13 protein-coding genes and 2 pseudogenes are annotated in these 14371 nt (G+C 33.0%); 9 read left to right on the plus strand and 6 right to left on the minus strand.

All coding sequences use genetic code 11. The features are described 5' to 3' along the window. The first annotated feature begins 854 nt into the window (after positions 1–854). Positions 855–1697, plus strand: coding sequence for an aldo/keto reductase (locus GMB29_RS09205; RefSeq protein WP_136351514.1), 843 nt, complete (start codon positions 855–857; stop codon positions 1695–1697). Between the two features lie 230 nt (positions 1698–1927). On the opposite strand, the gene GMB29_RS09210 is transcribed toward GMB29_RS09205, so the two are convergent. The 3 genes from GMB29_RS09210 to GMB29_RS26970 all read right to left on the minus strand — a co-directional run bounded on the left by GMB29_RS09210 (position 1928) and on the right by GMB29_RS26970 (position 3481). Beyond that, the gene (locus tag GMB29_RS09210) at positions 1928–2104 is read right to left on the minus strand and encodes a hypothetical protein (RefSeq protein ID WP_319941494.1); all 177 of its coding nucleotides are present in this window, start codon (positions 2102–2104) and stop codon (positions 1928–1930) included. Positions 2105–2293: 189 nt separating this feature from the next. Then, positions 2294–2905 (minus strand): cell wall hydrolase, encoded by a 612-nt coding sequence (locus GMB29_RS09215; RefSeq protein ID WP_136351512.1) that lies wholly within the window; start codon positions 2903–2905, stop codon positions 2294–2296. A 429-nt stretch (positions 2906–3334) separates the two neighbouring features. Further along, positions 3335–3481: a hypothetical protein gene (locus GMB29_RS26970; protein ID WP_168733750.1), complete on the minus strand. Its 147-nt coding sequence runs from the start codon at positions 3479–3481 to the stop codon at positions 3335–3337. A gap of 575 nt (positions 3482–4056) precedes the next feature. On the opposite strand from GMB29_RS26970, the gene fbp reads away from it, so the two are divergent. The 3 genes from fbp to GMB29_RS09225 all read left to right on the plus strand — a co-directional run bounded on the left by fbp (position 4057) and on the right by GMB29_RS09225 (position 7407). After that, complete coding sequence (gene fbp / locus GMB29_RS09220) at positions 4057–5988, plus strand: fructose-1,6-bisphosphatase (RefSeq protein ID WP_136351851.1); 1932 nt, start codon at positions 4057–4059, stop codon at positions 5986–5988. Positions 5989–6124: 136 nt separating this feature from the next. Continuing rightward, positions 6125–6208, plus strand: coding sequence for a putative holin-like toxin (locus GMB29_RS27305; protein WP_227551724.1), 84 nt, complete (start codon positions 6125–6127; stop codon positions 6206–6208). Between the two features lie 440 nt (positions 6209–6648). Further along, positions 6649–7407 carry an IclR family transcriptional regulator gene (locus tag GMB29_RS09225; protein WP_136351510.1) on the plus strand — a complete coding sequence of 253 codons (759 nt, stop codon included), beginning with the start codon at positions 6649–6651 and terminating at the stop codon, positions 7405–7407. Positions 7408–8610: 1203 nt separating this feature from the next. Here GMB29_RS09225 and GMB29_RS09230 read toward each other — a convergent pair. Further along, entirely contained in the window at positions 8611–9444 is an 834-nt protein-coding gene (locus GMB29_RS09230) for a MerR family transcriptional regulator (RefSeq protein ID WP_136351508.1), read from the minus strand. 120 nt (positions 9445–9564) lie between these two features. Here GMB29_RS09230 and norA point away from each other — a divergent pair, with 120 nt between their 5' ends. Then, positions 9565–10767 (plus strand): multidrug efflux MFS transporter NorA, encoded by a 1203-nt coding sequence (gene norA, locus GMB29_RS09235; RefSeq protein WP_136351506.1) that lies wholly within the window; start codon positions 9565–9567, stop codon positions 10765–10767. Positions 10768–10945: 178 nt separating this feature from the next. Then, positions 10946–11110 (plus strand): hypothetical protein, encoded by a 165-nt coding sequence (locus GMB29_RS09240; RefSeq protein WP_155443862.1) that lies wholly within the window; start codon positions 10946–10948, stop codon positions 11108–11110. A 272-nt stretch (positions 11111–11382) separates the two neighbouring features. Here the strand turns inward: GMB29_RS09240 and GMB29_RS09245 are convergent, their stop codons facing one another. Then, positions 11383–11859 carry a GNAT family N-acetyltransferase gene (locus GMB29_RS09245; RefSeq protein WP_136351504.1) on the minus strand — a complete coding sequence of 159 codons (477 nt, stop codon included), beginning with the start codon at positions 11857–11859 and terminating at the stop codon, positions 11383–11385. Positions 11860–12002: 143 nt separating this feature from the next. Here GMB29_RS09245 and GMB29_RS27825 point away from each other — a divergent pair. The 3 genes and pseudogenes from GMB29_RS27825 to GMB29_RS28000 all read left to right on the plus strand — a co-directional run bounded on the left by GMB29_RS27825 (position 12003) and on the right by GMB29_RS28000 (position 13622). Beyond that, a pseudogene (locus GMB29_RS27825) lies at positions 12003–12419 on the plus strand (MarR family winged helix-turn-helix transcriptional regulator). 178 nt (positions 12420–12597) lie between these two features. Then, positions 12598–13413 carry an STAS domain-containing protein gene (locus tag GMB29_RS09255; protein ID WP_136351502.1) on the plus strand — a complete coding sequence of 272 codons (816 nt, stop codon included), beginning with the start codon at positions 12598–12600 and terminating at the stop codon, positions 13411–13413. A 53-nt stretch (positions 13414–13466) separates the two neighbouring features. Next, positions 13467–13622 (plus strand): DUF2750 domain-containing protein, encoded by a 156-nt coding sequence (locus GMB29_RS28000; protein ID WP_227551726.1) that lies wholly within the window; start codon positions 13467–13469, stop codon positions 13620–13622. 537 nt (positions 13623–14159) lie between these two features. On the opposite strand, the pseudogene GMB29_RS27310 reads toward GMB29_RS28000, so the two are convergent. Next, positions 14160–14294, minus strand: a pseudogene (locus tag GMB29_RS27310) (IS110 family transposase); the annotation flags it as partial. Between the last annotated feature and the right edge of the window lie 77 nt (positions 14295–14371).

Raw genomic sequence — 14371 nt, forward strand, 5'->3', positions numbered from 1 at the left:
GCACGATGCAGATATAGAAAGAACGTTTCGTACCGATATCTTGATATAAAAGTGAAATAGTAAGCCTTAAACTAAATATAATCGAAAACAGCCAAATAAAACACAGCAAAAAAGACCGATAATACTAATGCCCGAAGCTTATGGACATGATGAAGCCTAATCATTGGAAACATGATGATAACAAATAAGAATGACCATCCCAAATGCCATCCATTGTGATAGGATAAAACCCCTAACCATTCAGCTACCCACTCTAATACCACAAAACTAAGAATCCATTTTAGTAAGTAAATGAGTTGTTTCTTTATTCAACTCGAATAATGAGACAAAAAAACAAAAGCAATGAAAGGGTTTATGATGAGATTATGTGTAAAATGAACATTCATAAGATTAAAAATCGAATCTTTTCTTATCTCCCACAAATGGTAATGACTATGTGAAATAAACTCGTAAAGGAAAGTTGCCAAAGATACGTATAGCATTGTTGGATAATAATTTTCCCAATTTTTCCAATCTCCCTTCCATAAAGACAATGCGATAACCAGGATAACAAGAAATAAGTTCATTTATTTTTCTCCTATTTGTATAATGTATTGGTTATTATTTGTAAAAAAATTACAGTTTATACTGGATGATCAAAGACCAGTATTGTTACATTCCGAGAAAATGATTCCATTTGATTACGAATCTGCTGTTGTCGTTCATTCTAAAAATTGTCAGATGTAGATTCATCCAAGGTTATCAACCTACATCTCTCGTTATAAGGTGAGTAAGTAGACGATAAAAGTGTTTGAAAAATGAAAACAATTCATAATTATGATAATCTTACATTAATAGGGAAAGGAGTGATTGTTATGAATAATTTAGTTCCAGAAACGACACTTAATGACGGGCTTACTTTGCCGGTGATCGGTTTAGGCACATATTTACTTAAGGGAAATGAAGGGGGCAACGCCATACAAAATGCCATAGATATTGGTTATCGTCTCATCGATTCTGCTTATAATTATGAAAACGAGGGAACAGTAGGTGAGGCTGTTCGACGAAGTTCCGTTCCTAGAGAAAAATTAAGAATCACCTCCAAATTGCCAGGTCGCTATCAAGCATATGATAAAGCCGTTACAACGATTCAAGAATCTTTATATCGCGCAAATCTGGATTATTATGATTTATACTTAATTCATTGGCCTAATCCTAAACAGGATACATATGTAGAAGCATGGCAAGCATTAATTGACGCTAAAAAGTGGGGGCTCATTCGTTCAATTGGTGTTTGTAATTTCTTACCTGAACATATTGAGCGCTTAGAAAAGGAAACGGGTGTTAAACCAAGCACAAACCAAATTGAATTACATCCATTTTTCAATCAAGCTGAACAAAGAAAATGGCATGAAGAGAATAACATTAAGACAGAATCTTGGAGTCCATTAGCCAGAGCAAGTGAAGTCTTACATAATGACACGATTCAATCAATTGCCAACAACCACAACAAGTCGGTTTCACAAGTGATCTTACGTTGGCATTATCAACTAGGCGCGATTTCAATACCAAAATCAGCATCACCGGTACGACAATTAGAAAACATTTCAATCTTTGACTTCACCCTAAGTGAAACAGAAATGAACATGATCTCTGGACTAACTCGTTTTGACGGCAGGCTGAAAAATCAAGATCCTGCTGCATATGAGGAGTTTTAAACAATAACGATCTGACCAAACAAAAGCACATCACAATTAAATAAGTGATGTGCTTTTTGTTTGGTATAGGCCTGGTCAGTTATTGACGTAATAGTAAGGACATTATATTATGTTTAACCCAGTATGGTTAGAAGTTCCTTTTTCGTTATTCATTTTAATTTCATGTTGATCTAATAAATCTGATTACCATCTTGATCTTCAAGTTTAAATGGGCAGGTGCTTCACATAATTCATTTGCTTTTAGTCAGTATTTTTATTCCTTTTTCTTTAAGCTGCTTTTGAAGTTCTCGAACGTCTGTAAACGATTCGAGATTTTTGGCTTCATTCCATCCTGGATTAAACGTCATGTTGTTCTTGTCAAACATTCCTTGGATTAGCCCAATGACACATTGTTCGTTTTTCATCAAAAGTATATGCTCTTACACTGTATGAAGCTCTTAAAATTCGTTAAATTTTTGTTAACTATTGAAAGTTTCTTACAAGAAGCAACAAAAAAGGTCCGGCATAAACAGCCCGACCTTTCAACTATACCTTAAGGTATAGAAAATTGTGATATAACGATAAAAATATCATTACATAATGTATGTAAATTAATTTTACTTTGCAAATAAGTGGTTACCTATTCTAATGACTGTATCCCTAGTAAAAATCCATTCATCTGTTGCCAGGAGCGGATTATAGTAATAAACAGAACCATAAGTAGGATCCCAACCTTTTAATGCATCAATAACAGCTTGATAAGCATAGCTATTTGGGGTCAAATCATATTGACCATCATGTACAGCTGTAAAAGCATTTGTTTGGAAAATAACCTGATAAATATTTTTAGGAAAACCTGGCGTTGACATTCGGTTTAAAATGACTGCAGCAACAGCTACTTTTCCTTCATACGTTTCTCCACGAGCTTCTCCATGTACAACCCTAGCCATCATGTCAATATTATTTAATTTTGCCTGAGTTTGGAATCCAAATACTCCATCCGGTAACAGTCCAGAATCTAGTTGAAGTTTTTTCACAGCATCATCAGTAATTGAACCATAATACCCTGTTGGTTGACTGTTAAAGTAACCCATTTTCTCTAATTTTTCTTGTAACTCATAAACTTCTTGTCCTTGACTTCCATTGTGTAAAATTTCTTGAGCAAAGGTTGAATTTGGTATAAAAAACATGAAACAAAGAAAAAAAACAAACGACATTACCTTTAACAAAAAATCACATCCTTCGATTTATTTTGCTACCATTCTACTTTATCACACAATAAAAATAGATTTATATTACATTAGTTCCGATTTTAACCATGTCTAAATAAGGAAAAAGTCTTAAAAGAGAGAATAAGAAAAGGATGTTGAAGAAGATGCGGGAGTGAAGGTTGAGTCTAAGATTGATCAGTTTAATGAATTTATACGTGAAATTGAATAAGAAAACTATCTTGATGACGACAAATATCAAGACATTGATATCAATTTTGAAAGTTTTACCTAAAAACAAGCAAGCTATCAAAAAAGTAGATGCTTGTTTTTACGTGATTAGTTGTGGCTTTTGCTTTGATGGTTTAAATAAATATTCGTTGTTTTTGTTACACAAAAAAGCCTTTGTACTAGGTACAAAGGCTTCATAATTATTATATAATTTTTTACTTACATATAATCGTAAACAGAATCTTCAAAATAGAGCCAGTGGTAATATTCAATCTGTGGATCTGACATCTCAGCAATAACTTTTTCACTGAATTTTTGTTTGTCTAATAAATCCTTCACTTTAGAATCTCTGGCTAATTTACTCATTTTAAATCCTCCTAATATATGAGAAGTAACGAAGCAGTTACCGCTTTGTAAACGCTTTCTTTTTCTTGTTTTTATTATATATCTCATATTGAGATTAAACAAATATCAAATTGAGATAGATATTTAAAAACTAATATAGAAATGTTATTTAGATGTCGCCTGAGTCGGAAGACAGGCTATAAGAGTTGCTGGATTGTTTCGTGAGATTCTTTTCTAAAAGATTGTTGTTTTATAAATCGTGTTTGAGCAGGTTGTTTTTATAAACAGTATAAGTAGGTGCTATTTTCTCTTACAAGAAAGTGAGGATGGCGCCTTTTGGAGATCCGTAGGAAAAATACTTTATGGCTTACATCAGAAAAATAGTATACATCGAATAATTATAATATTTATAATTTACCAAACTTTTTGAATTATATTGAATATCTGATATACTAAAAAAATAGTTAAATTTTTCTTCTTTAAACGAATAGATTACCGTAATCATTTCAATTTTAGTTTTCTCTTATAATAGTATTTCATTTAAAACGAATTGTTGTAAAATAGAGAGAGAGAGTTGTGAAAGGGGATACAAAATGTTGAACACGAAATACTTAGATTTACTGGCTCAAAAATATGATAGTGAAGAAAAAGTAGTCACTGAGATTATTAATCTTGAAGCCATTCTTAATCTGCCAAAGGGGACAGAGCATTTTGTCAGTGATTTACACGGGGAGTATCAAGCCTTTCAGCATGTGTTAAGAAATGGCTCTGGGAAGGTAAAAGAGAAAATAAAAGACCTTTTCGAAGAGGTTTTATCTGAACAAGAAATAAATGAATTTGCTGCATTAGTATATTATCCTGAAGAAAAAATCCAGTTAATTAAAAATAGCTTTGATAATGAAAAAGAATTAAACGGATGGTACACAGAAATGATTGAGCGTATGATTAAGCTCATTTCTTATGCCTCCTCCAAATATACACGCTCGAAATTACGGAAAGCATTGCCTGATCAGTTTGTTTATATTATAGAAGAGTTACTTTACAAAACGGAAGATTTCCAAAATAGGGAACCTTATTATTCAAGTATTGTCCAGCAAATTATTTCCCTCGGTCAGGCTGATAAACTCATTATAGGCCTTGCTTATACGACTCAGAGATTGGTTGTGGATCATCTTCATGTCGTAGGGGATATTTATGATCGCGGACCCGAACCTGATAAAATAATGGAAGCGCTCATTAATTATCATTCCGTTGATATTCAGTGGGGAAATCATGATGTCCTTTGGATAGGCGCGTTTGCCGGTTCAAAGGTTTGTCTTGCCAATATTATTCGGATCTGTGCCAGATACAACAACTTGGACATTATTGAAGATGTGTATGGAATCAATCTTAGACCGCTTCTTAATCTTGCGGAGAGATATTATGAGGACAATCCAGTCTTTCGACCAAAGTCCCAAGGGGATGAAAACCTATCTAAGGAAGAGCAATTACAAATAACGAAAATTCATCAAGCCATTGCAATGATTCAATTCAAGCTTGAAAGCCCGATTATAAAGAGACGCCCGACCTTTGATATGTCAGAAAGGCTGCTGCTTGAGAAGGTTGATTATGACAAAAACGAAATCACGCTTCATGGGAATACGTATCCGCTGGAAAATACATGCTTTGCGACGGTTAATACACTTCAGCCTGATCAATTATTAGAGGAAGAAGAACAAGTGCTGGACAAGCTGTTATTTTCTGTCCAGCATTCGGAAAAGCTCGCCAGACATATGAATTTTCTAATGAAAAAAGGCAGTCTATATTTGAAATATAACGGAAACTTATTAATACATGGCTGTATTCCTTTAGATGAACTAGGCAATATGGAAAAAATGGAGATTGAAAGTAAAACGTATGCAGGCCGTGAGTTACTTGATATTTTTGAACACTATTTACGACATGCTTTTGCACATCCTGAAGAAACGGACGATCTAGCAACAGATATGGTTTGGTATTTATGGACAGGACAATATTCATCACTTTTTGGGAAAAGAGAAATGACAACCTTTGAAAGGTATTTCATCAAGGATAAAGCAACCCATAAAGAAAGAAAGAACCCATACTACCATTTACGTGAAGAGGAGGAAACGTGCAGCAAAATCCTCGCAGAATTTGACCTGGACCCTGACCAGGGCCATATCATAAACGGCCATACACCAGTAAAAGAAATTAACGGAGAAAATCCAATCAAAGCAAATGGAAAAATGATTGTCATCGATGGAGGCTTCTCAAAGGCATATCAATCCACAACAGGCATTGCTGGATACACGTTATTATACAATTCCTACGGCATGCAGCTTGTTGCCCATAAACATTTTCAATCAAAAGAAGATGTTCTCCTCAATGGAACAGATGTCTTATCTGTAAAAAGATTGGTGGATAAAGAGCTGGAGCGAAAAAAGGTTTTAGAAACAAATGTAGGAGAGGAATTACTGCAGGAAGTCTCGATTTTAAATCGTTTGATGGAATATCGGTATGTGAAGTGAGAGAAATGATTATGTTTTAATAGATAACGTTTGATAGAACATTTGTTCTATGGATGTGCTATAATTGTATTACAGTAGTTAGGTAAACTCAAGGGTGGTCAGCATTACCCCGAAAAGATTGGGGGTGATGCTTATGATGACAGTATTTCAAACGTTCATGCTAATGATCGCATTTGCTAGTTTGGTGTTGTCCCTCATATCTTTTAGAGACAAAAAATAACCACCCTTGAGCGTTGGAGTGCAATAGGGTGAGTTATTTACCTTAACACGCTGATCCCCTTGAAGGGAACCTGCTATTGTATGGCTGTTTGGTGTATGAGCACCAAACAGTCTTTTTTAATATATGTCACTTTCTACTTATATTATAACCAAAGATTACATGGTTGAAAAGGAATGAAAAAGGAAAGCCGGAAGTAAAAAGGACGTTCATGCTAATGATCGCATTTAATCGTTTATTGTTGTACATCACGTCTTTTAGAGACAAAAAATAACAAAGCTTTGAGCTTTAGCGGATAATAGAGTAGTTGAACCAAAACTAAAAAACGAATCCTAAAACAATATAAATTTTTGATATGATTGTGTTTTTTATTTATGGAAGTATAATTATATACACACCGAAATTCGGAACTTACTTATTCAAGCTCTAAAGGAGGGTAGCCCATGCAAAGCAAAAATAAGACGGTCGTAAGGTCAATGGATATCCTTAATCTTTTCTTAACACATTCAAAGTTGAGCTTTAATGAAATGGTGCTTTTTTCAGGTATCCCCAAAACATCCGTTTATCGAATGGTTATTTCGCTAGAGGAAATGGGTTTTCTTGATAAAGATAAAGATGGAAAGTATTCGCTTGGATTATTATTTCTTCAATTTGGACACTTAGTAGCGGAAAGACTTGATATCCGGCAAATTGCTTTGCCAATTATGCAAAAGCTTCATCATGAGGTTGGAGAAGCGGTTAATCTTATTGTTCAGGATGGTAAAGAAGCCATTTATATTGAAAAACTAGATACAAAACAGCCTGTAAGACTTTACACGGCAATAGGGCGAAGATCGCCGCTTTATGCCGGAGCATGTTCTCGGGTGATTCTTGCTTTTTTGCCGCATGATGAGAGGGAGCAATATTTAGAACAAATTGAATTAAAGCCAATTGCGTCTGGTACGATTACAGATAAGGAGAGACTACGCCTTCTTCTTGAAGAAACACAAAGATCAGGATATACCGTCAGTCACTCAGAACTTGAAAATTATTCTTCTGCAATTGCTGCACCTATTTTTAATTATAATGGTCAAGTTATAGCGGGTATTAGTATTGCAGGACTTGATGTGAATTACCAGCAAGAGGCACTGCCCCAATTGGTTGAAAAGGTTAAACATGCAGCATTCGAAATTTCGCAGAATTTTGGATATATCCAAAATTGACATGGTTAAATTAGATATGAAAATAGTTTAATAGACTGTCAATGAAACGTGGGAATAAGTCTATTTTGAAAGATGAATCATTTTGAAATTTATCAAGCAATTAGATAGAATGTTGTTCTATTCGTATACGTAAATAAAAGGACATAGATTTTTATCTAACTAGTTCAAATATCGTGGATAAACATATGTAATAGCATACCAATTTGCAGACCAAATCTCAGAGTTGATTTGGTCTGTTCTTTTATGTTTATGGCAACTTTTGTTGATTTTTAACATAAGAAATCGCTGAGTAAATCACAACCTAATTCGTATAATGACAACAGCTATTGTCCATGTGGGAATTAGGGTGTTGATTCTGAGGTACATTAAAGGGTAATTATAATTTTATGTTAAAAAAATATAGAGTTTGTGAGAAAGTTTACTTAAAGTAAAGAACAGTTTATTTCAATAAGATATTCCATTTATACCCAATAGTAAGGAAACTAATGTTAAAATTGAAAGTGATATTAATCCAACCAGGCAGATTGTGAATTTAAAAGGGAAATACATATGGAGCGTATTAAATAATGAATAATAAGAATATCCTGCTAAATATTGTAGGTTTCATACTATGTTTTATCATGTTCAGTGTAAGTATGCTGTATGTTGAAAAAGCACCCTTATTAATTTTAATAGGAATTATGGGTTTAAGTGGCTTTTCTTACCTAGTTTATCAAATTGTAACGGTAGCAATAGCTAGCAAGAAATAATTTCTTATTCAATTATATGGGCTGGTTAGTTTAATAAAGTTTAATTAAAAGTGAGTGAGGAAATGTAGAAAAATGAGGTAGTCTTATGATTTTAAAACGAGCAATTCTAAAGTTTTTACTATACTTTGCAGTTTTTACAGTCAGTAATTTAATTTTGAAAGCAATTATGATCCCCTCCGATTTGAATCTTCACGAGATAGTCCGAACATTACTTACGACTAGTTCAATCTCTTTTGGAATCGCTTTTGTTGAGTACTTTATGAACAAGAACAAGAAATAATTCACGAGTGATGAGCTAATGGGAGCTTGAGTTTAATTGAGGAATGCTGCTTTGGCAGCTTTTTTTCTTATTTGCTACGGTGCAGGTTAGTTTAACAAGTGTTGCTTAATGTCAAAATAAAAAAAGCTTGGTTTAAATTTTCCCAAGCTCTTCTATACAAGAATTATTAAAGAATTAACTCTCTATTTGATCGACTTGTATCATAATTTTGGTGACGTAATGTTCCTTATGATTCATGACAACTGTATCATAAATATACTCTTCAAAAACATAATCACCTAAGGCTAAATTTAAACGATCCATCTCTGAAAAAAGTCGCTTATATGTTTTTTGTATTGTTTTCTCATCCCCTATATGATAACCACTGAGAAAATCACCCTTAACACTTTTAAAATAAGGATATCCTTTCTTTGGATTTGGTTGCTCAATATATAAATAGCTATAATTAGTAAATTCTCCCTTTAATACATGCTCCCGTTTCGTTATAACACCTATTGGATATCCTGTATCAAGTTGTAATACATTTAATTCATTAATAAAATCTGAAACGACCTCTACAAATTCTTCATCGGTTATATTTTCAATATTTCTACTTAAATAAAGTGTTGCTTCTGGTAATTGTTCAACCGTAACTTGATGTAAATCAAGGTGTGACGCTTCTTCCATTAATGCTATTTTTGTCTCGATAATTTTTTCCTTCATTTCAATCTCCTGACGTTTTTTCACAATCTCAACTTTTTTTTGATACATTAAAGCCAAAAAATTTTCAGGAGATCTATTTTGCGTATATTGTTGAATATCGTTTAGCGACATACCAAGATATTTTAATAAATCAATAACAAAGAATAGCTCTATCTGGCGAATTGAATAATATCGGTAACCTTTTTCATTTTTCAATACAGGAGACAAAAGCCCAATTTGATCGTAGTAAAAGAGTGTCTGTTTGTTGACTTTACAAAGCTTCGCGAATTCCCCTGTAGTTAAATATTTTCCATTTTTTTTATCCATTTTTTACAACTCCACCCTTGACTATATAGTTACTATATACACTAGGATGGAAATTGTAAACAAATGAAAACAATATAAGTTAGTTTACGGTAATTAGTTTTGATAAGGAGAATGTAAAAGATGAAGACTCATAAAGTCACCTTAGGATTATTATTAATGAATTTATTTATAGCCTTTTTGGGAATTGGTCTTGTAATACCCGTCTTACCTACGCTGATGAATGAATTAGGCATTACTGGAACAACAGTTGGTTATTTAACAGCGGCGTTTGCAATTGCTCAATTGATTGTTTCACCATTTGCAGGGAAAGCGGTAGATAAATGGGGTAGAAAAATTATGATTGTAATTGGCTTATTTATTTTCGGCATCTCAGAATTTTTATTTGGGATCGGCAGAGAAATCGAAATGCTATTTATTTCTCGTATTTTAGGTGGAATTAGTGCTGCGTTCATTATGCCTGCTGTGACAGCTTTTATTGCTGATATAACAAATTTGGATACTCGCCCGAAAGCACTGGGTTATATGTCAGCTGCCATTAGTACAGGATTTATTATTGGTCCAGGTATTGGTGGATTCTTAGCGGGATTTGGAACACGTATACCATTCTTCTTTGCAGGAGCACTTGGTACAATTGCGGCTATACTTTCTATTATTTTATTATCTGAGCCGAATCGTAAAGAAGAAATTAATGAACAAGGCTCAGATGGTAAGATTGGCTTCAAACGTATTATTGCTCCAAAATATTTCCTTGCGTTTATTTTAATTTTTATTGCCTCATTTGGTTTAGCTGCTTTTGAATCGTTCTTTAGTCTATTTGTGGACCATAAATTTCAATTTAAACCATTCGATATAGCCATTGTTATCACAGGTGGTGCAATTTTTGGTGCAGTTTCACAAGTTCTATTATTTGATAGGCTTACTCGAATTTGGGGTGAAATTAAACTGATTCGATATAGCCTAATAGTATCAGCCTTACTTGTCTTTTTAATGACTGTTGTTCATTCATATTTCTCTATTTTACTTGTTACATTTATTGTTTTTGTAGGATTCGATTTATTCCGACCAGCAGTTACTTCATACCTTTCAAGTATCGCCGGGAACGAACAAGGTTTCGTTGGTGGAATGAACTCTATGTTTACAAGTTTAGCGAACATTAGTGGACCAATTCTAGGGGGGATATTATTTGATATAGATATTAACTACCCTTACTACTTTGCGACTGTGATACTATCTCTGGGAATAGTTATTACATTGTTCTGGAAGAAGCAAGCAAATGATTCTTCAAACGAAGTAAAGGCTAGTGTAGCTAATTCATCAAATTGAAATAAAGACGAAAATTGTGAAACATTGTACTATACAAAAGGGTAGCAATAATTGAAGATCCAGCTGCCTTACCAGGGCAGCTTTTCTTGTTAGAATATCGGTGCAGGTGAGTTTAATAAGGGTTTTTTGGGAGGCAAGGAAGTTTTAATGTTTATAACTTAATGCGGGGGAGAGTAAATTGATACGAGCTGCAACTTTATTAGATATTCCTGTAATTACATTACTCAAACTAAAAATGTTTAAAGAAGCTGGATGGAAGACATTTTTAGAGAAGATTTTATTAAGGAAGTTGAGAACACCTATAATAAATGATATGAAACTGGAAGAGCTAATCATTTTGTAATTGAAAACGACAATGAAAGTATTGCGTGTGCTGGACATTTAGCAAGTAAATCCTACATTATTGCAAAAATAATTCTTATACTGTTATCACTTTTTCCAGTTGTAATCGGTGCTTTCGCTTTTTGGGTCTTTTTTTCGTAGATTGACTCCTTGCTTGTTGAGCTAACGGTATCCTTCACAAAGTTAGAAAAATGCCAAGCTCCACATTAGGAAATCGGCGTTTTTTCTATATATTTATTTCTAATTATAATTTATTTAATGGACTTCTTATGGTTAATTCAAATCTTTTAAATACCACGCATCCATAGCAGAATGGTCAGAACCTGATAGTGGTTCATGTAAAAGTGTAAAACCAAATTTTTCATATAATATACATGCATTTTTTAATTCATGCTTTGTTTCTAAGTAGCACTTTGCATAATGTTTAGAGGCAAATGACAAAGCTGTTTCCATTAGCTTCTTACCTAATCCTAAACCTTGTGTTTTTGTATTTAAGTATAGCTTTTGCAATTCGCAAACTTTATCATGTTCGTTAAACGGTGCTATACCAATTCCGCCAACAACTTCTCCGTCCATTTCTACTACCCAATAATTCGCATGTTTTAAATTATTATAATATTGGTGAAGGTCGTTAAGTTGAGGATCAAAATAAGCTGTTCCAGGAATCGCTAATCCTAGGGATTTTAATGAATCTTGTATTATTTTTTTTACTCTTGCATTGTCTTCTTTTTTAATTTCGCGAATAATCATATACGATCTCCTTCAATTAGGTCTTAATAAAGATTGCGGAAGATTTTTGAAAATGGCATCTCTTAAATGTTGACTTAGTCTACATTTAAGAGATACTGGTATAGTAATTTCAAAAGTGGATTAAGTCAACTAAAGGAGAAAGTATAGATAAAGAAATTATTTATGATATCAGACAATTCAATTAATTTTATACAAAGGTACTTAGTTTATTTAATAACCAAATTCTAGATACAGATTATTCTTTAACCGAAGCAAGAATATTATTTGAAATAAGCGAGATTACTGAGTGTGTTGCGAATAATCTCGTTAAAGAACTTAATTATTGATAGATGCTATATGAGCAGAATTTTACGTAAATTAAAGAGGGAAAAATTAATAGAGAAAATAAGCTCAACAATAGACAGTAGTAAAAACTTTTTCTTTTTAACAAAAAAGGAGAGGAGCTGCTAGGTGAAATTAATATTCAGTCAGATGAACAAATAAATCAATTGTTTAATGGACTAACTGATAGTGAGATTAATGAAATTCGTATTTCAATGATGAAAATAAAAGAAAAATAAATTAGAAAAAAATAAATTTTGAATGTTAGATGATCTAGTTAGGATACCAATATTTAGATGACTCTATTTTAGTAAATTGTCTGAACCACCATCCCTGTTTTTTTACTTCCATTCAATAACGTAAATGATTATTATTAATATAAGAGTTAATTAGTTTAAAAGAAGGTGTTGTCCTAATATGACCTTGGTTTTTAATGTTTCAAACCACTTAAAAGCTAATGCAAAATCTCTAGCTGAAGAAATCGTTGACGGTGTTCTGCATAGTATAAAATTAGAAATTCCTCAGTGGGAAAAAGAACAAGCAATAGAAATGTATATTGCATTTATTAATTTTTTAGGTGATTCTCTTTTTGTCGAGGAAGAGGGAGTACCACGAACACTCATTGAATGGAGTAAGAAGAACGCAGCTAGACAGGTATCTCCAGAAGGGAAAATTTCAGAGATCATTGTTCGTTATCCACCAACAAGGGACGTTTTTACTGACATAATTACGAATATTAGCATTGAGTTTGGGCTTTCATTAAAAGATCATTCTTTCATTATTAAGCGGATAAACAATATGTTGGACATTAGCCTCAATGAAACTGTTTTTGCTTTCGAACGCCTATCCGACGAATATAAAGTGGAGACGCAAAGAGAACTAGCTGAGCTTTCAGCACCTATTGTATTAATTAAAGAAGGTATTGCGGTTCTCCCCTTGATTGGCATTATCGATTCATATAGGGCGAATTACATAATGGAAAAAGTCGTTCCAAAAGTTGCTGAACTACGGATAAACTATGTGATTGCCGACTTCTCAGGTATATTGAAAATTGATACAGATATAGCACATCATCTTCATCAAATAGGACAAATGTTCAATTTGTTAGGATTACAAACCCTAACAACAGGTCTACGCCCTGAATTAGCAAAAACCGTTGTCAAAAGCGGAATTAATATGTCCGAATTTACTACTTTTGCAAACGTTAAGCAAGCATTAGAAAGCATTAAATAATAATAAATAAAACACATTATACCAGCATTACATCTGCTGGTTTTTTTATTCTTATTCCCTTTTATCCTAAAAAAGAATTCGCAGAATTCTTTGCTAAAAATGAATGGTTAGGATGTAAGGCTAAATCGATTGACTTGGAATATTTTATTGATAAGTGGCTTACTAGAATAGAAAACGATAGAATAAAAACCATCAATATTTACAACTGATGAAAATACAGCAGTAGTAAATATTGATGGTTTTTTGGGAGGTAAGGAAGGAATTATGTGTGAACCGAGACACATCTCTTTTTCATAACTGGAACGGTTAAGCCGTGGTTATGTCCGTACCGTCAGCCTAATTGTATTTAGCCAAGTACTTTTTCCAAAAGTCTTGACTGACTTGGCATTTCCAATCCCCGCCTATGATAATAGTAGATAAAAATCCTACTTCCCCTGTATTACAACTGCTAAAATTTTGGAGACTAGCAGAAACAATTTAGTAAGTTCCAATTGTTAGGGCTATTAATATAACAACTTTACTAGAGATGCTAAAAACTAATTATTAAAAAAGCTAGTCAAAGTATCTTCTTGAACTAAACCAGCTAATAGTTTGTCAACATTTTTCAATGAAAAATAAAAATACAACGTGATATACTAAAAAGTGCATACCAAATAACCTTTATTCTCAATATCTTGGAAAGTAGTTCTGCTTTTTAGTAAGGCAAAAATCCTATGTAAGAAGGGTGATTGAATCGTCCGATTCCAGGGGATAGATTGATTGATCAAGTATTCTTCAATACTACTAGAGAGAGAGTCTATTTCAGCCTCTAACTTTGATAGATCCTCTTTATATTGAAGAAGTAAATTTACATACATACCAATGCTTAGAATGTGACTTTGTCAATCAACAAAAGATACGATATGTTATACTCGTTGAAAACATGTTGTTAAAGTAAAGAAATTAGTTATATAAGAAT

It is taken from the genome of Metabacillus sediminilitoris, from assembly GCF_009720625.1.
GTDB lineage: Bacteria > Bacillota > Bacilli > Bacillales > Bacillaceae > Metabacillus > Metabacillus sediminilitoris.